Genomic DNA, 17803 nt, shown 5'->3' on the forward strand with positions numbered 1-17803 from the left:
ATTATAACATAGCTAGTTATGGGTTTGGAGCTTGTGTGCCATCTCTTCTAAGAGGAGTTTAATCTGTGTGTCTTCTAGCATAGCATCTTGGATGAGGCGCAGGGATTTGCTCACCGCGCTATGGTCTTTGAGCCCCAGAAACTGCGCGATCACGCTCGAGGAATTGGGGGTGAGCTGGCGGGCTAGGTAAATCACGCTTTTTTTAGCCAAACTGACCTGACGCGTGCGCGCGTTGCTTTGAATTTGAGAGGATTTGAGATTGAGAGTGGAGGCGACCACGCGTAAAATGCGCTCTAAACTGATCTCTTGGGCGCGCTCTTTACAAGTCTCTTGCACTATGCTTTGTGCCATTTGCAAGGTGATAGGCTGGTGGCTGAGGGTAGCGCTGGCATTCAGGCGTAAAAGCGTGCCCTCAATTTGGCGGATATTCTCATTTAAATGGCTAGCCAGATAGTGCAATACCTCTTGGGGGAGAGTGATACTATCTTGGGCGCATTTTTGCTCAATAATGGCGATCTTGGTCTCTAGGGTAGGGGGGTGCACGCTGGCCAACATGCCCATCTCAAAGCGCGAGAGAAGTCGTTCGGCTAAACCTTTAATATCCTTAGGAGGTTTGTCCGAGGTCATCACAATCTGTTTGTTTTGGGCGTGCAAAGCGTTAAAGGTGTGGAAAAACTCCTCTTGGACTTTCTCTTTGCCGGCGAAAAATTGTACATCGTCAATCAAGAGATAATCACAAGAGCGGTATTTTTCTTGGAATTTGTCCATGCTCCGACTATTAAGCCCAGACACATAGTCATTAAGAAATTGCTCGGCTGTAACATAGAGCACGCTTTTGAGCTGATCGCAGGTGTGGTTGCCTATGGCGTTGAGCAAATGGGTTTTACCCAAACCCACCCCCCCAAAGAAGAGCACAGGATTATATACCCCTGCTTGGCGTGCCACTTGGGTGGCAATTTTGACCGCCATTTGGTTACACGCCCCCACTACTAAGGTATCAAAGCGGAAAACGGGGTTCAGGGTGGGGTTATTTTTGGCTAAAATGAGGGGCTTGGGAGGGGTAGTTTGTTGTTGGCTTTTAGGGCGCACTTGTACCTGCACCTTATAGCCCTTGTGCGCGCCGATGGTAGTTTCTAAAAGCGTGCGGTATTTGGCACTGATATAGTGGCATAGCAACACATTGGGCGCGTAAAAGACAAAAAGATCGGCTTTAGAGGCATGCGCGTCGTAGTGTAAAAGCTGCATGTAAGTCTTGAACTCATATTCGCTCATGTTCAATTTTACAGCCTCCCAAATCTGCTCGATCAAGCTCACTCTTTAAATACGCATGGTACGCATAGAATTAGCCAGCGCAATCAAAGTTACGCCCACATCCCCAAAAACTGCTTCCCAAAGGGTTGCAATCCCAAAAAAGCCCAGGACAATAAACATCGCTTTGATCCCCAGCGCAAAAACAATATTTTCAATGATGATTCGCTTGGTTTTCTTGGCGATCTTAAAGACTTTGAGCACGGATTCTAAAGAGTTATTGGTGATTACAATGTCCGCGCTCTCCTTGCTAATTTGGCTCGCCGAGCCCATGCTCATGCTCACATCTGCGCGCGCTAAAGTGGGCGCATCGTTGATTCCATCGCCCACAAACACGCTTTTATGCGCGTGTTTAGCTTGAAACTCTTCAAAAGCCTTGAGTTTGTCTTCAGGCAGGAGATTAGCGTAATAAGGGCAATCTAATTCTTCAGCCACGCGCTTGGTGCTGTATTCATTATCCCCGCTCAAAATACACATGTGCTCAACACCCGCATGTTTGAGTCCATCTAGGCATTCCTTGGCATTGTCTTTGAGCATGTCTGCTACCACAATATAGCCCACATGCTGCCCATTGGCAGCCACATGCACAACGGTGCCCTCTAAACTGCAGGTGTCATGAGGGATATTGTATTTGTGCAACATCTTATCATTGCCTGCGATGATGAGATGAGCGTGGCAACTAGCCTGCACACCCAGCCCGCCGATCTCTTGATAGTCTTTGACCTCGTGTTGGCATTGGCGTTTGTAGGCTTTTTGGATGGAAATGGCGATGGGATGGGTGGAGAGAACTTGCGCACAAGCAGCGTGGGTGAGTACATCTTCTTTAGAAAAAGGGGCAATGGGCACAACATCCACAACATTAAACTCTCCCTTGCTCAAAGTGCCCGTCTTGTCAAAGGCGATATTTTTCACCTGACTAAGTGCCTCCAAAGTTTGCACGCTCTTAATCAAAATCCCCGCACGGCTAGCCGCCCCCACACCTCCAAAATACCCCAAAGGCACAGAGATCACCAGCGCACAAGGGCAACTTACCATCAAGGCAAAGAGTCCGCGATAAATCCAAGTGTCAAAGTCCCCATGTCCTAGCAAGGGGGGGACAAGGGCGATCAAAAGAGCAATTACAAACACCGCAGGGGTGTAGTAGCGCGCAAAAGTGGTGATAAATTTCTCGGTTTGAGATTTCTGACTCACCGCATTAGAGACTAAATCTACGATCTTAGCCACCGAAGAGTCTGCATAAAGCTTGCTTACTTGGATTTCTAGCACGCCCTTAAGATTGATACTTCCCCCTAAAACGGGGCTATTTTCCTTGACATTCACGGGCAAGGATTCACCGGTAAGGGCTTTTTGATCTAGCAAACTCTCTCCACTGAGCACCACGCCGTCCGTGGGGATTTTCTCCCCCACCTTGACCACGACTATATCCCCAATGGCTAGCACGCTAGGCTCGACCTCTTGCATTTCCTGCCCTACTTTGCGCACCGCACGATTAGGCGCGACATCTAGGAGCGCGTGCAGGGATTGTTTGGAGCGCGCGATGGCCAGCTGCTGTAAAAACTCCCCTGCGGAGTAAAAAACCATGATGGAGACAGCCTCTTCATGTGCGCCCACACCAAAGGCGGCAATGGTGGCACTGAGCATGAGCGTGTTTTCATCAAAAAATTGCTTATTTTTAATGGCACGCAGTGCGCCCAAGAATACATCTTTGCCCGCAACTACATACACCCCGGCTAAAACCACATAGCTTAAATAAAGTGCCCAATTTTGGGTGCTAAAATGGATGGTGGCTATCGCTATTAAGTAGAGCGCGATGCTAACGAGTAAGGGTGTCGCGCTGGGTTTGGACTCGCTTTGAGCTTCAGCGGAGAGCTCCATCTCAGGTTCTAGTTGTTTAATGAGGGCTAGGGCTTTGGGCATGTCTTGGGTTTTAAGATAGAGCGTATTGGTGTTGAAAACCACACGCGCCTCTTGGACATAGCTTTGTTTGTTGAGTGCGCTCTCTAGTTTATTGGCGCAATCGGGGCAATCTAGCCCGGTGAAGTGGTATTTTTGCATCGCTCAAACCTTTCTAAATTGGAGTGCCTGTAAGATGTGCGCTTTTTGGATTGCCACACAGCTCGCTAAATCGGCGATGGTGCGCGCAACCTTTTTAGTGCGCTCAATCACACGCTCAGAGAATCCATAGCGTAAAATTGCTTGTTCTAAAATATATTGCGCCTGTGAATCTAAAGGACAATATTGAGCGATCTCTTGCTCAGAGAGTTTGCCATTTAAGCAGGTTTGCCCTCTGGATTTTTGCATCTTAAAGGCTTCTAAGACTTGTTGGTGCATGTGTGCGGAAGTCTGCGTGCTTTTAGCTTGCACATCTGTAGGAGTCATCTGTACGAAGAGGTCGATGCGTTCTAAAAAAGGCGCGCTTAGGCGGTTTTTATACGCGATAATGTCTTTTTCTAAACAACGGCAGACCTTAAAACTATCCATCAAATTGCCACAAGGGCAGGGATTCATTGCCCCCACAAAGAGAAATGAAGTATCATAAGCGATCTTGCTAGCCACCCTAGAGATTACAAGCTGGTTATTTTCCATCGGCTCTCTTAGAGCTTCTAAAATGTCCTTTTTGAAATGGGGCAATTCATCAAAGAATAAAACCCCATTGTGGGCGAGCGCAATCTCCCCGGGTTTAGGGTTGTTGGCTTGTGTCGAGCCTAAAATGCTAGACTTAGACGCACTTTGGTGCGGGTTTCTAAAACTTCTTAAGGGCGTGTAGGTGCCCTCTTGATGGCTCAAAATGCGCAATTTTGTAGAGGTGATCATTTCATCTAGGGTGCTGGGGGGTAAAATGTAGCGCATGCGCTTGGCAATCATGCTTTTTCCACAACCCGGGCTACCCTCAAAGATAATATTGTGCATCCCCGCAGCAGCAACAAGCGCGGCTTGTTTGGCGCGCTCTTGTCCCTTGACATCGCTAAAATCTAGGGAAAAATCTCGTGTATAGTAGTAAGGCATATCACCAATGTGCAAATACTCAAAGGGGAGTTTAGGGGTATGGGTACGCGGGACTTGGCTGTTCTGAGTGACAATTTCTAAAGCTTGCTTCAAGTGCTCTACAAAGTGCAAATGCAGGTTGGGGATCAAACTAAAGAGTTCTTGCCCAGCCTGGGGCAGGATCACATGGGCATTGGGGGCTTGCAGGGCAATATCCAAGAGCATGGGAAAAATTGCATCACTATGCTTGATTCTACCATCTAAACCTAATTCCCCAAAGGCAAACCAAGTATGTTTAAGGGGGTTTCTCTGTAAAGCGATCAAGAGCGCCATGGGTAGGTCAAAATGACTTCCACTTTTAGGCAGATCGGAGGGAGAAAGATTGATGGTGATTTTCAAGGGTGGGAAGGCAAAACCGTTATTTTGCAGCGCCCCCTGTACGCGCTGCCTAGATTCCTGGATTGCATTATTGGCAAGACCAGTAATCACAAAGGCAGGCAGGGCACGCGTAAAACTCCCCTCTACCTCTACAATTTTAGCGCTTGCGCCATGCATCGTAGAGCAATAAAGGGTATTGACATGCACTTGTGCGTGCATTAACTCTCGCTCTTGAGGGCTTTTTTAAATTCCTTTTCAAATTTTTTACGCTTGAGCATAGAGAGTTTATCCACAAATAAAACCCCATTGAGGTGATCCATCTCATGCTGAATTGCTACGCTTAAAAGCTCGCTGGCTTGCAACATTTTAGGCGTGCCGTGGCGATCTTGATAGGCTAGAGTGAGGTTAGCATGTCTTTCGATTTCCTCGTAAAATTCAGGTACGGACAAACACCCCTCCCGCCATAAAACACTCCCCTCTGTATGCGTGATCACGGGGTTGATGATCTCTAGGCAATCCTCGGGGTGCTGCGTCTCCTCCTCTCCCTGGGGTAAGTTGATGATGAGGATGCGCTTGGGCACACCTACCTGAATAGCTGCTAAACCAATGCCTTTACGGGCTAGCATGGTTTCGTGCATGTTGTCCAAGAGTGTATGCAACTCCGCATCAAACACACGCACCTCGCTAGAGCGCATACGCAACTTCTTATTAGGATATTGTAAAACTTCTAAAATCGCCATCTAAGCCTGCTTAGAACTTTTGACTAACACTTCATCTACAAGCCCATATTCCTTAGCTTCTAGCGCACTCATGAAAAAATCGCGATCGGTATCTTGTTCGATCTTTTCTAGGGGTTGTCCGGTGTTGGTTGCCATGATTTGATTGAGTAAATCTTTGAGGCGCAAAATCTCCTTGGTGTAAATGGCGATATTGGCAGCTTGACCGTGTGTACCCCCTAGGGGTTGGTGGATCATAATCCTAGAGTGGGGCAGAGAAAAGCGTTTGCCCTTAGCTCCACAACTGAGCAAGAACGCGCCCATCGAAGCAGCCTGACCAACGCAGATGGTGCAAATATCTGGATGGATGTAGTTCATGGTGTCATAAATACTAAAGCCACTGGTAACAGAACCCCCGGGGGAATTGATATAGAGATTAATATCTTTCTCGGGGTCTTCGGCCTCTAAAAAAAGCAATTGGGCGACTATTACCGACGCTACAGCATCATTGATTTCTCCGCTGAGCAAGACAATGCGATCTTTGAGAAGACGCGAATAAATGTCGTAACTGCGCTCCCCACGCCCTGTTTTTTCAACAACAATGGGAACATAATTCAAGAAACCCTCCTTTTTAAGCTTTGGCTAGATGCTTGTCGAGCAAGAAAGTGAGCACACGATCCTCGACCATCGCCATTTTAACAGCGGGAAGCATGTTGTTTTTTTGATAGTGTTCGATGAACTGCTGGGGGTTTTGATTAGTGGCCATCGCCTCATAATAGAGGGTTTGGAACACCTCATTGTCCTGCACCTCAATCTTTTCTTGTTTAGCCAAAGCATCGATGATGAAAGTTACCTTGACGCTTTTGAGTGCATTTTCTCTGAAACTCTCGCGTTTTTTTTGCACCTTGGCAGGATTTTCCTGAAGTCTTTTAATTTCTTCTGCAGGCATGCCCTGTAAAGACTGACGCAAAGACAGATCCATTTCCTGCTCTACAATTGTGCTGGGTAGATCAAAGGAGAGTGCATTATCCAAATTGTCGATGAGGCGTTCCTTCAACTCCTGATTATAGAGCTTGGTTTTAGCCTCTAAGAAAAGTTGATCTTTAATTCTTTGCTGGAGCAATTCTAAAGTGGGTTCCTTTTCTTGATTGAGCACGGCCTTGACAAACTCTTCATCAATTTCTGGAATTTTGCGCACTTGAATCTGGTGGAGCTTGACACGGAAAGAAACCTCCTTGTCTGCTAAAGTGGTGTTGGCATAATCTTTGGGAAAATGCACTGAAAAATATTTTTCATCCCCCACTTTCATCCCTACCAACTCTTTCTCAAAACCCTCTACAAGTCTACCTTCTCCCACGATGAGAGCAAAATTCTGTGCCCGATTGCCTTCAAAGGGCTGATTATCCAGTAGGCCCTCAAAATCTACAACTACCCCATGCCCTTTGCTTACAGCGCTCCCTTCTGGAGCGTCTGAAAAAGTAGATCGTTCTTTGGCTAAGAGATCCAAACGCTCTTGCACCTGAGCTTGAGTAATCTCCTCTACGGAAAAACTGGGAATACACGCCTCTACGCCAGAGAGATCAATAGTGGGTCTAAGCCCAATGCCCAATTCAATTTCAAAGTGCGTGTCCTCCCTGCTAAATTTGAGAATAGCTGGATTCCCAATCATTTCTTGCGGAGCGAGTTCCAAGGCTTCCACACCCGCACGCAAGACGGAATCGAGCAATTCTTTTTGCGATTCTTGTTCAATATGCCCTTGATAGCGCTGTCTGACAATGTCTAGAGGAACTTTACCTTTTCTAAAACCATCTAATTTAGTGCTTTTGGCGATCTTCTGGGCAATCTTTTTGGATTTTTCTTCAAAATCCTGCATAGAAGGCTTGGCATGGATGCGTGCGTTAGCTCCATCTAGCCTTTTAGTCTCTAAATCCATCCACAACTCCTTGAGGTTTGAGTATAATAAAGGGGTCATTCTAACTAAATATGCGTTAATCCACAATAAAATCTTGGGAGGATCATGTCTTCTTTAGAAGCACTTAAAGCCCGTCTACAACTCGCGCGCGATCTCTCACCTCGCTATGGCATGGTTTGCAAAATTTTGCCCAATATGGTGTTTGTGCAGGGGTTTTTACCTTCCGTGGGAGATGTGGTTAAAGTGGAACGGGGTGATGGCAAGGAATGCCTAGGAATGGTGGTGGTGGTTGAACAACATCAATTTGGCTTCACACCCTTTTCCTTTGTAGAGGGGTGTAAGGTGGGAGATCGGGTGCTCTTTGCCAAGGAGGGGTTGAGCTTTCCTGTGGGAGAGGGCTTACTAGGGCGCGTGCTCGATCCTTTGGGTAATCCCCTAGATGGACTAGGTTTTGTGCGCGCCAGCAGCTTTGCACCCGTGATGGTAGAGCCGATGAAGCCTTTAGATCGAGGTGTGATCGATGAACCCTTTGGGGTAGGGGTTAAGAGCATTGATGCTTTGCTCACCTGTGGCAAGGGACAGAAATTAGGTATTTTTGCGGGGAGCGGAGTGGGTAAATCCACACTCATGGGCATGGTGGTGCGCGGATGCAACGCTCCCATTAAGGTTATCGCGCTCATTGGAGAGAGGGGGCGTGAAATTCCCGAATTTATCCACAAAAACTTACAGGGCAATTTGGATAACACCGTGCTTGTGGTTGCTACCAGCGACGATTCGCCCTTGATGCGCAAATACGGCGCGTTCTGTGCGATGAGTGTAGCGGAGTATTTCAAAAATCAAGGCCATGATGTGCTATTTCTCATGGACTCCATTACCCGCTTTGCGATGGCCCAGCGCGAGATTGGACTGGCAATGGGCGAACCCCCCACGAGCAAAGGCTACCCTCCTTCTGCTCTCACCCTATTGCCCCAACTGATGGAGCGCGCGGGCAAGGAGAAAAACAAGGGGAGTATCACGGCATTTTTTACCGTGTTAGTAGAAGGTGATGATCTCTCTGACCCCATCGCTGATCAAGCGCGCAGTATCCTAGATGGGCATATTGTGCTCAGCCGTGAACTCACCGATCATGGTATTTACCCGCCCATCAATATCTTAAACTCTGCTTCTAGGGTGAGCAAGGAAGTGAGTGCGCCAGCACACATGCTAGCCGCGCGCAAATTTCGTAAACTTTACGCCCTGCTTAAGGAAAACGAAGTATTAGTCCGTATTGGCTCCTACCAACAGGGTTTTGATGCAGATTTAGACGAGGCGATCGCCAAAAAGGCAAGTATGGAAGCGTTCATGTTACAAGAAGAGGAGGAAATTGTGCATAGTAACACCAGTATCCAGCAGTTAATCGCGCTCATGCAAGAATCTTAAGATTGGCTAAAGGATAGCGTGGTATACCATTTTCATCATGAAAATGACCATTATACATACAAACTCTACTTCAATTAGGATTTTTCGATGGAACGTATTTATTTAGACAACAATGCAACAACTAAAGTTGACCCTGCGGTTCAGGCCTTGATGCAACCTTATTTTGGGGCACAGTATGGTAACCCAAATTCCCTGCATAAATTTGGGACAGAGACTCATCCGGCTATCTTAGAGGCATTCGACAAGCTCTACGCAGGGGTGGGAGCGCGCAATGAAGATGACATTATCATCACTTCTTGTGCTACAGAGAGTAATAACTGGGTGCTCAAATCCATGTACTTTGATGCCTATCTCAAGCATGGGAAGAGCCACATTGTTACCACAGAGGTCGAGCACCCGGCCGTGCATGCTACATGCGAATTTCTGGAAAGTGTGGGGATGGAGGTTACCTATTTACCCATTAACGCACAGGGCACCATTAGCGCAGAACAGGTCAGAGAAGCCATCACCGATAAAACCGCTTTGGTGAGTGTGATGTGGGCAAACAATGAAACCGGGCTTATCTTCCCCATTGAAGAAATTGGAGCAGTGTGTAAAGAGAAGGGTGTATTGTTTCACAGCGATGCGGTGCAGGCTATTGGCAAGATTCCCGTGGATATGCGCCGAGTACATGTGGATTTTCTCTCCTTCTCGGCCCATAAATTTCATGGACCCAAGGGCATTGGGGGGCTTTACATCCGCTCTGGTGTGGAGCTCACTCCCCTGTTACACGGCGGAGAGCACATGCATGGACGGCGTAGTGGCACTCTGAATGTGCCCTACATCATAGGGATGGGTGAGGCGATGCGTCTAGCTCAAGAGCATTTAGAGTATGAAAAAAAGGTGGTTGGGGAATTGCGCGATAAGCTCGAGGATGCGTTGTTAGACATTCAAGATGTTTTTGTGATCGGGGATCGCACACACCGCGTGCCCAATACGACTTTAGTCAGTGTGCGTGGAATCGAAGGCGAGGCGATGCTTTGGGATTTGAATCGCGCCAATATTGCTGCTTCTACGGGGAGTGCGTGTGCGAGTGAGGATTTGCAGGCCAACCCAGTGATGGTAGCCATTGGTGCAGATAAGGAGCTTGCCCACACCGCAATTCGCTTTTCTCTGAGTCGTTTTAATAAGACGGAGGAGATTGATTATACCATCCAAGCTTTCCAAAAAGCGGTGAAGCGTTTGCGCAATATTTCTAGCTCTTATGGCTTATAAAAGAAAGGAGATCGCATGGCAAAGAAGAATTTACTCGGTGGCGCTTTGTGGGATGCTTATTCTAAAGAAGTGAGCAGACGCATGGATAACCCCACACATTTGGGGGTTATTACAGAGGAGGAGGCACAGGTTAAAGGGGGGAAGCTCATTGTTGCAGACTATGGTGCAGAGGCTTGCGGGGACGCGGTGCGCCTTTATTGGTTGGTAGACCCCAAGACGGACGTGATTGTGGATGCTAAGTTTAAAAGTTTTGGGTGTGGCACAGCCATTGCGAGCTCGGACATGATGGTTGAACTTTGCTTGGGTAAGCGGGTGCAGGATGCCGTCAAGATCACAAATTTGGATGTGGAGCATAGCCTGCGCGATCATCCCGATGTGCCTGCTGTGCCTGGGCAAAAAATGCACTGCTCTGTGATGGCTTACGATGTGATTAAACAAGCCGCCGGGCAGTATTTAGGCAAGAACCCCGAAGACTTTGAGAGCGAGATTATTGTGTGTGAATGTGCACGGGTAAGTTTGGGAACGCTCAAGGAGGTGATCGCACTCAATGATCTCAAGAGTGTGGAGGAGATCACCCAATATACTAAGGCGGGGGGTTTTTGCAAGAGTTGCGTACAGCCGGGCGGGCACGAAGCTAGGGAGCATTACTTAGTGGATATCTTAAGAGATGTGCACGCCGAAATGCAGACGGAAGCACTCAAGCAGAATGCACAAAAATCCTTGAGTGGGGATTTGGCTTTTGTAGACATGACGATGGTGCAAAAAGTCAAGGCCATCGACCAGACCATTGATGTGCATATTCGCCCCATGCTCATGATGGACGGAGGTAACTTGGAAATCTTAGATATTAAAGAGGGCGGAGGGTTTGTGGATGTGTATATCCGCTACATGGGTGCGTGTGATGGGTGCGCGAGCGCATCTACAGGAACCTTATATGCCATCGAAGGAGTGTTGCAACAGTATTTAGACGAACACATCCGCGTGTTGCCTATTTAAGTAAGAGGGGGGCCTGATTATCAATTTTGTGCTATAATGAGGCTTGCCAATTTCAACGATGTATTTGAGGTGTTTTTAGATGCAAAGAATGAAACAAGGGGTTATGCTTGTGGGAGCTACACTGACTTTTTCGGGCTGTCTCTTCATGGCCAAACAACCCTCAGAAACGCAAGTCCCAATGAACGAACCTAGCGCCGAGCCTGTCGCTAAATCCACGCAAAAATTCGCCAACAAAAATAAACTAGGTCGGACTACCGGCGATACTCTCCTAGATTTTAACTACCCAATCAATATCGTTCAAGAACCCATTAATAATCGTTTCGTCGGCATTCTTGCGCCACATATGCAGGTGAGTGATAATCTCAAACCCTATATTGCGCAGTTTCAGGAAGCACTGCTCAGTCAAATTCAAGAGATTTTCCAAAAACGAGGTTATCAGGTTCTGCATTTCACTACAAGAGAGGCACTAACACCGGCACAGAGACACAAAACATGGGCTGTTTTAGACTTGAATGCTTGGGTGGGTGTCTTAGAAGATATCAAAATGCAGACAAGCGATCCAGCTAAACAAAACCTAGATGTCATGGTGGATCAGAGCTCGGGTTCGCTTTGGTTTAATTTCTTTGAACCGGAAACGGGCAGGGTAATTCACAACTTTGGTGTCGATGTGAGCAATTATCAAGCAGTTACTCATACCTACAGCTACCGCAGCACTAACTCGGGGGGATTTTATGCCCCCGGTGTTACTAACAAAGTCCAACTCATTAAGGATAAGGACGATGCGATTCGCAGGATTCTCAATGAGATGTATGTGAAAGTGATGCGATCGTTGGTGGCCGAGCTTACGGATTCCAATGTCAATCGCTATAGCAACGCCATAGAAAAAATTAAAAGGTAGGTTTCCGCCCTCGTAAGGTGTACTATGAACAAGCTGAGTATATCTCAGAAGCTCTATGGAGGTTTTGGGATTGTAATCATTCTAATGATAGTTCTGAGTATTGTGGGTGTGACTCGAGTGCGCACTATCAATGATATTTTAACTGAAATTACTAATTACAATGCTGTCAAACAGCGCTATGCCATCAATATGCGCGGGAGTGTGCACGATCGTTCTATTGCCGTGCGCGATGTGGTAATCACCCAAGATCCCCAAGTTTTGGAGTCCCGTGTCAAGATGATTGCCAAACTTTATGCAGACTACCAAGGTGCCAAAAAGTCCATGGACGATCTCTTTGCAAATCTGGGCGAGCGTTACATTAGTTCGGAGGAGCGCAGGCTATACGCTCAGATCAATACGATTGAAACAGCCACTGTCGCACAGATCAATCAGATTATCGCCTTGAAAGAGGAAAACACACAACGCGCAGCAGATTTTTTAAACCAGGGTCTAGCGCAGAATTTTGTCAAGTGGCTTGCAGCCATCAACGCCTTTATCGATCACGAAGAAGGTCTTAATAAGGAATTGACCTCGCTTGCCATGCACATTGCCGATGGTTTTAGTCGCCTCATGATCACCTTGACACTCATTGTGCTGGTCATTGGGGTTGTCGTGGCCATTGCTATTGTGCGTTACATACAGGCTTCTCTAGGTGCAGAACCCATTGCAATCAAAAAGGTTGTGTGCACCATTGCGGAAGGTAATCTCTCTAATACGATCCGAGCGAGCTCTGAGGGTAGCGCACTGGATGCCATTAGGGAGATGCAGACTTCTATGACGGATATTATCAGACAGATTAGCCAGTCTTCTGACGATGTTTCTGTGAAATCTGCCTTGGTATCTAATCTCTCGCGCATTTCTCAAGAAAATGCCAATAAGCAAGTGAACATGACCACAGAACTCATTAAAAATATGGGGCATGTACAAGATAGCATTCAGGGCGTGAGTAATATCATTGCCCAAACAGAGGAGAATTCCTTGCAAAGCGTGACATTAAGCCAAAGAGGCAAAGAGGCTGTGTATAATACCGCGCAGAGCATGGTAGGTATCACCCAAAGCGCGCGCGCTGGAGCAGCACAAATCCAATCTTTGGACAAATATGTCCAGAACATCGGCCAAAGTGCTGAGATCATTCAGGGTATTGCCGATCAAACCAATTTACTTGCGCTTAATGCAGCGATTGAAGCAGCCAGAGCGGGTGAACATGGGCGTGGTTTCGCCGTGGTAGCCGATGAAATCCGCAAATTAGCCGAACACACTAGCGGGGCCACTCAGGAGATCGGCTGTATTATCCAGATGATTCAAGAGGAAACCAAAAAGTCTGTGGCCAGCATAGAGAATATGGTGCTTGAGATTACTAAGAGTCAAGAACATGCCAACCAAGCTTCTAATGCCTTAGAGGCCATTTACAATAAGGCTACCAGTTCCCTAGAAGATGCCAAGAATGTAGTGATGCACTCTGAAAACCAGTACCACAATATTGCCAACATTGCCAATCAAATCAGACAGATTGCTCAAATTGCCCGTGAGGTCGCTACCTCCATGAGTGGGAATACTCAAGAAATCCGTGTATTGGAGCGTACAGCGCAAGACCTGCAAAAAATCGTGCATAATTTTACACTTTAGTTGTGCTATAATCCCGCATATTTATACCAAGGAGTTTCGATGAAGATTTTAGTGATTCAAGGACCCAATTTGAACATGTTAGGACACCGCGATCCTAGACTTTATGGGCCTGTTACCCTTGATCAGATTCACGAGAACATGGAGAATCTCGCCAAGCAAAATAATGTGGAGCTGGAGTTCTTCCAAACCAATTTTGAAGGGGAAATCATCGATCGCATCCAGGAATGTGTAGGGAGTGATTTTGAGGGGATTATTATTAATCCCGGAGCGTTTTCGCACACTTCCATTGCGATTGCCGATGCCATCATGCTTGCGGACATACCCGTCATTGAAGTGCATTTGAGCAATATCTTTGCCCGCGAAGAGTTTAGGAAAACTAGCTATACGGGTGCGGCAAGCGCAGGTGTTGTAACTGGCTTTGGGGCTTTTGGTTACCATGTGGCACTGATTGCCATGATGCAGTTTGTAGCCGAAATCAAAGCCATGAAAGAGAATCAAGCGCAGGCGGGCTCTGCTCCCAAAGAGTTGGATGAGGTGAAGTCTTGAGTGTAACCTCCCATTTCACCACAGACGAGAACGCCCAATACTTTGCATGCGGTTATAGCTGCGATCATGGGGTGTTTTTGCAGTTAGAGGAAAGGGCATTTTTCATCACCGATGCACGTTATACCTTGGAGGCGCGTGAGGGAGTACGCGCGGGTGTAGAGGTGGTGGAAAGTGCTGATTTATGGGGCAAGGCGATTGAGCTGGCTCACAAGACTCCTCGACTTTATTTTGACAGTGCCCAGATCAGTGTGCAGGTTCATCAGCGGCTTTTGGCTGGTTTGAAAAGTTGTGAGCTAGTAGGGGAAGTGGATTATCACAGAAAGCAGCGCGTTACAAAGAGTGAAGAGGAGATTGCGCTACTCAAACGTGCGCAGGCGCTGAATGTAGAAGCGTTTGAAAGTTTTGCGCGGCATGTGGAAAGTGCGCAGGGGCATGTGGAGCAGGCCTTGCAGTTTAAGAGTAAGGAATTTTTAACGCATGGAGGGAGTTACGATCTGAGTTTCGAACCCATTGTAGCCATCAATGCCAATGCCGCTAAACCCCATGCGCTCCCCAGTCAAGAGCGTTTGCGAAAAGGTGATTTGCTCCTAGCTGATATGGGGATGAAATATCAACGCTATTGTGCTGATCGCACACGCACAGCCTTTTTCAATGGAGAAAACTTTAGTTTTGGTAGGGATCAGCGTTTCAAAGACCCGGAGTTGCAAAAGATTTACGATGTGGTGCGCAAGGCGCAGGAAAGCGTCATCGAAAACTTGCGTGCAGGCATGACGGGCAAAGAAATCGATGCGCTCGCCAGAGAGGTAATTACGGAGAACGGGTATGGAGCGTTTTTTGCGCACGGCACTGGGCATGGTATCGGGCTAGACATCCATGAATTACCCTTTATTTCGCCTAGAAGCGAGATGGTGATTGAAGATGGCATGGTGTTCTCTGTAGAACCCGGAATTTATATCCCAGGACGGTATGGGGTGCGTATCGAAGACTTGGTAGTGGTGAGGCATTCTAGGGCCGAGGTTCTTTGATGGAGTGATGTGCGCACTGGTCTGTACGCGTTTTTTTCCTTGTAGGGGTGTGCGCACGCACTCTTTGAGGAATGTAGCAACTTTGGGTATAGGGAGCAATGTGGGCGATTCTAAGAAAGTTTTTGAGGCGTTGTGGGTGTGGTTTACACGCCATAGCGCATTTTCACGAGTGTGTTCCTCACCTCTGTATATCAATCCCGCTTTTGGCTACACAGAACAGAGGGATTTTACAAACGCCACCTTGTCTTTTCACACAACTTTAAGTGTACTGGAACTCTTCGCACTCGTCTTTTATTTGGAAAGACGCTGGGGGAGAGAACGCAAGCGTTCTTTCAAGAATGCACCTAGAACACTTGATATCGACATTCTTTTTTTTAACAATGTCGTGTATAAACAGTCTTATTTGACATTACCCCATCCTAAGTGGGATCAGCGCACCTCCGTGCTTGTGCCTTTGATTTTGCAACATGCGGTATGGAGACAAATATGAAACTCTACACCTATAGCGGTGAGACAACCGCTGAGGCGCTCAAACGCGCCCAAAGTGAACACGGGCATAATGCTCTAGTGGTGAAGGCACAAGAAATCCGTAAGAAAAGTTTGACAGAACCCGGACTCTACGAAGTTGTGGTGGCGGTGGATAAACCCAAGGAAGACAGCAAACCTAAAAGCAATAATATGCAGGAACGCCTAGAAAGCGCGTTGCAGGCCGCTCCACGCTCTAAAGAACCCCCACCTCCTCCTGAAGAGGAGGTGAGCATTGACCTCTCAAAAACCTTGGAAGAGATGCGTAAGCTTGCTGGGGTGAGTCCTCTTCCCCCTCCTGCTCCTACCCAAGCAAGTGTGTCCGATGCAGATGCAAATGTTCCTAAAGAGGTCGCCTCTCCAAAGAAGGATGTGGATGGGGTAGGCCTGCATTCTATCAAGGGTGAACTCAATAAAATCAACGATAATCTTAAACTCATCCAGAACATGGTGTGGAATGATAGCAAGGAACCCGACTTCATCATTCCTCAAGAGTTTGCCGAAATTTATCGTTTGGCGAAAAATAGTGGCATGCACAAGACACACCTAGATGAGATCATGCGTTTGAGTTTGGAACTCATGCCTGTGAAAATGCGTGAAAATTCGGTTACTGTGAAGCGTTATTTTAGAGAGGTCTTGCGCAAAATGATCTACTGTCGCCATGAGAGCTTAGATCCCAATTATAAGAAAATTCTCATGTTAGTAGGACCTACTGGTGTGGGCAAGACTACCACTCTAGCTAAATTGGCTGCGCGTTATTCTAAGCTACTAGACAAAAAATACAAGGTGGGAATTTTGACCTTGGATACTTATCGTATCGGCGCTGTAGAGCAGTTAATGTGGTATGCCAAAAAGATGAAAATCAGCATTGAAACCGTGATGGACTCGGAGGACTTCACCAAGGAGATGAGCACATTGGAATATTGTGATGTGGTGCTCATCGACACAACGGGGCACTCTCAGCACGATAAAAAGAAAATCGAAGCCTTGAAGAAGTTCACTGCTAGTGGGTATAAGATTGACACAACTTTGGTGCTCTCACTCACTACAAAGTACGAGGATCTGAAGGACATTTATAACGCTTTTGGTCCCTTAGAGATTGATAGCTTGATTTTCACTAAACTAGATGAAAGTCGTGGGTTTGGAAATTTATTTTCTCTAGTTTATGAGAGTAAAAAACCCATTAGTTACCTATGCATCGGGCAGGAAGTACCCATGGACCTATTGGTAGCCAGTAATGATTACTTGGTGGATTGCATGCTCGATGGGTTTGTACACCCTGATAGGAAAAAAGCATGACGCATAACCAAGCAAGCGGTTTGGAACATATCATGGAGCCTAGAAGTATTTTTAATAAAAATGGCAAGACTAAATTCATCGCCATCACCAGTGGTAAGGGGGGCGTGGGTAAGTCGACCATCAGCGCTAATCTAGGCTATAGTCTATTCAAGAATGGGTATAAGGTGGGGGTATTGGATGCAGATATTGGGCTGGCTAATTTGGATATTATCTTTGGAATCAAGACCAATAAGAATATCTTGCACGCGCTCAGAGGTGAGGCGCGCTTTAATGATGTCATCTACCCCATTGAGGAAGGGTTTTATTTAGTGCCCGGGGATAGTGGAGAAGAGATTTTTAAATATGTAAGTCAAGAAATTTTAGATAGTTTCGTGGATGAAGAAAATGCGCTAGACGATCTAGATTACATGATTATTGACACGGGGGCGGGAATTGGGGAATTTACCCAGGCTTTCTTGCGCGCGAGCGATTGCGTGGTGGTGATCACCACTTCTGATCCAGCGGCTATTACCGATGCCTACACAACCATCAAAGTCAACTCTAAAACAAAAGATGATGTGTTTGTTTTGGTCAACATGGTAGACTCCGCAGACAAGGCTATGCAAATTTTTACGGGTATCCAACGCGTGGCCCGAGAAAATATCCCTCACATGACCTTGAATTATTTGGGCTATATCCAAAATAGCAATGCTCTCAAACAAGCCATTAAAAATCGTAAACTCTTGTGCAAGAGTGAACCTTTTAACACTTTTTCCTTTTCCATAGGTCAGGTTTCTAAAATTTTGACCATGAAGATGGAACACAATGTGATAGAAACGCCTAGAGATAATTTTGTCGGGTTCTTTAAGCGCTTACTAAAATATTTATGAGGTGGTGC

General features: G+C 46.8%; 16 protein-coding genes. 10 read left to right on the top strand and 6 right to left on the bottom strand.

What is annotated here, in order from left to right; translation table 11 throughout:
• Positions 1-12: 12 nt before the first annotated feature.
• From dnaA to tig, 6 genes are read right to left on the bottom strand one after another with little or no spacing between them, the layout of a single operon-like run.
• Positions 13-1308, bottom strand: a complete 1296-nt coding sequence (gene dnaA / locus KCO92_RS00055; RefSeq protein WP_104695072.1) for a chromosomal replication initiator protein DnaA — start codon at positions 1306-1308, stop codon at positions 13-15.
• 9 nt (positions 1309-1317) lie between these two features.
• Positions 1318-3363 carry a heavy metal translocating P-type ATPase gene (locus KCO92_RS00060; RefSeq protein WP_104695071.1) on the bottom strand — a complete coding sequence of 682 codons (2046 nt, stop codon included), beginning with the start codon at positions 3361-3363 and terminating at the stop codon, positions 1318-1320.
• 3 nt (positions 3364-3366) lie between these two features.
• On the bottom strand, positions 3367-4890 hold the full coding sequence (locus KCO92_RS00065) for a YifB family Mg chelatase-like AAA ATPase (RefSeq protein ID WP_104695070.1): 1524 nt from the start codon (positions 4888-4890) through the stop codon (positions 3367-3369).
• The gene (gene def / locus KCO92_RS00070; protein WP_104695069.1) at positions 4890-5411 is read right to left on the bottom strand and encodes a peptide deformylase; all 522 of its coding nucleotides are present in this window, start codon (positions 5409-5411) and stop codon (positions 4890-4892) included. The genes KCO92_RS00065 and def overlap by 1 nt, the downstream gene beginning before the upstream one ends.
• Positions 5412-6005, bottom strand: a complete 594-nt coding sequence (gene clpP / locus KCO92_RS00075) for an ATP-dependent Clp endopeptidase proteolytic subunit ClpP (RefSeq protein WP_104695068.1) — start codon at positions 6003-6005, stop codon at positions 5412-5414.
• Positions 6006-6018: 13 nt separating this feature from the next.
• On the bottom strand, positions 6019-7320 hold the full coding sequence (tig, locus tag KCO92_RS00080; protein ID WP_104695067.1) for a trigger factor: 1302 nt from the start codon (positions 7318-7320) through the stop codon (positions 6019-6021).
• An 84-nt stretch (positions 7321-7404) separates the two neighbouring features.
• Here tig and fliI point away from each other — a divergent pair, with 84 nt between their 5' ends.
• From fliI to KCO92_RS00130, 10 genes are all read left to right on the top strand, one after another.
• Positions 7405-8718, top strand: coding sequence for a flagellar protein export ATPase FliI (gene fliI, locus KCO92_RS00085; protein WP_104695066.1), 1314 nt, complete (start codon positions 7405-7407; stop codon positions 8716-8718).
• Between the two features lie 87 nt (positions 8719-8805).
• Positions 8806-9972: a NifS family cysteine desulfurase gene (locus KCO92_RS00090; protein WP_104695065.1), complete on the top strand. Its 1167-nt coding sequence runs from the start codon at positions 8806-8808 to the stop codon at positions 9970-9972.
• Between the two features lie 15 nt (positions 9973-9987).
• A complete protein-coding gene (locus tag KCO92_RS00095) occupies positions 9988-10968 on the top strand; it encodes an iron-sulfur cluster assembly scaffold protein (RefSeq protein ID WP_104695064.1) in 981 nt (326 codons plus the stop codon).
• A gap of 79 nt (positions 10969-11047) precedes the next feature.
• Positions 11048-11866: an HpaA family protein gene (locus KCO92_RS00100; protein ID WP_104695063.1), complete on the top strand. Its 819-nt coding sequence runs from the start codon at positions 11048-11050 to the stop codon at positions 11864-11866.
• A gap of 24 nt (positions 11867-11890) precedes the next feature.
• Positions 11891-13531, top strand: a complete 1641-nt coding sequence (locus KCO92_RS00105; RefSeq protein ID WP_104695062.1) for a methyl-accepting chemotaxis protein — start codon at positions 11891-11893, stop codon at positions 13529-13531.
• A gap of 39 nt (positions 13532-13570) precedes the next feature.
• A complete protein-coding gene (gene aroQ, locus KCO92_RS00110) occupies positions 13571-14077 on the top strand; it encodes a type II 3-dehydroquinate dehydratase (RefSeq protein ID WP_104695061.1) in 507 nt (168 codons plus the stop codon).
• Positions 14074-15102: an aminopeptidase P family protein gene (locus KCO92_RS00115; RefSeq protein ID WP_104695060.1), complete on the top strand. Its 1029-nt coding sequence runs from the start codon at positions 14074-14076 to the stop codon at positions 15100-15102. The genes aroQ and KCO92_RS00115 overlap by 4 nt, the downstream gene beginning before the upstream one ends.
• 7 nt (positions 15103-15109) lie before the next feature.
• A complete protein-coding gene (folK, locus tag KCO92_RS00120; protein WP_104695059.1) occupies positions 15110-15592 on the top strand; it encodes a 2-amino-4-hydroxy-6-hydroxymethyldihydropteridine diphosphokinase in 483 nt (160 codons plus the stop codon).
• Positions 15589-16926 (top strand): flagellar biosynthesis GTPase FlhF, encoded by a 1338-nt coding sequence (gene flhF / locus KCO92_RS00125; RefSeq protein ID WP_104695058.1) that lies wholly within the window; start codon positions 15589-15591, stop codon positions 16924-16926. Before folK ends, flhF begins: the two co-directional genes overlap by 4 nt.
• Entirely contained in the window at positions 16923-17795 is an 873-nt protein-coding gene (locus tag KCO92_RS00130; protein ID WP_104695057.1) for a MinD/ParA family protein, read from the top strand. Before flhF ends, KCO92_RS00130 begins: the two co-directional genes overlap by 4 nt.
• Positions 17796-17803 lie beyond the last annotated feature (8 nt).

It is taken from the genome of Helicobacter salomonis, from assembly GCF_017979425.1.
GTDB lineage: Bacteria > Campylobacterota > Campylobacteria > Campylobacterales > Helicobacteraceae > Helicobacter > Helicobacter salomonis.

What these genes read in the sequence shown, in the direction of transcription:
- KCO92_RS00060 (WP_104695071.1), bottom strand. Translation starts at nt 3,363, where the DNA reads ATGCAAAAATACCACTTCACCGGGCTAGATTGCCCCGATTGCGCCAAT.
- KCO92_RS00065 (WP_104695070.1), bottom strand. Translation starts at nt 4,890, where the DNA reads ATGCACGCACAAGTGCATGTCAATACCCTTTATTGCTCTACGATGCAT.
- def (WP_104695069.1), bottom strand. Translation starts at nt 5,411, where the DNA reads ATGGCGATTTTAGAAGTTTTACAATATCCTAATAAGAAGTTGCGTATG.
- tig (WP_104695067.1), bottom strand. Translation starts at nt 7,320, where the DNA reads ATGGATTTAGAGACTAAAAGGCTAGATGGAGCTAACGCACGCATCCAT.
- fliI (WP_104695066.1), top strand. Translation starts at nt 7,405, where the DNA reads ATGTCTTCTTTAGAAGCACTTAAAGCCCGTCTACAACTCGCGCGCGAT.
- KCO92_RS00090 (WP_104695065.1), top strand. Translation starts at nt 8,806, where the DNA reads ATGGAACGTATTTATTTAGACAACAATGCAACAACTAAAGTTGACCCT.
- KCO92_RS00095 (WP_104695064.1), top strand. Translation starts at nt 9,988, where the DNA reads ATGGCAAAGAAGAATTTACTCGGTGGCGCTTTGTGGGATGCTTATTCT.
- KCO92_RS00100 (WP_104695063.1), top strand. Translation starts at nt 11,048, where the DNA reads ATGCAAAGAATGAAACAAGGGGTTATGCTTGTGGGAGCTACACTGACT.
- KCO92_RS00105 (WP_104695062.1), top strand. Translation starts at nt 11,891, where the DNA reads ATGAACAAGCTGAGTATATCTCAGAAGCTCTATGGAGGTTTTGGGATT.
- aroQ (WP_104695061.1), top strand. Translation starts at nt 13,571, where the DNA reads ATGAAGATTTTAGTGATTCAAGGACCCAATTTGAACATGTTAGGACAC.
- folK (WP_104695059.1), top strand. Translation starts at nt 15,110, where the DNA reads ATGTGCGCACTGGTCTGTACGCGTTTTTTTCCTTGTAGGGGTGTGCGC.
- flhF (WP_104695058.1), top strand. Translation starts at nt 15,589, where the DNA reads ATGAAACTCTACACCTATAGCGGTGAGACAACCGCTGAGGCGCTCAAA.
- KCO92_RS00130 (WP_104695057.1), top strand. Translation starts at nt 16,923, where the DNA reads ATGACGCATAACCAAGCAAGCGGTTTGGAACATATCATGGAGCCTAGA.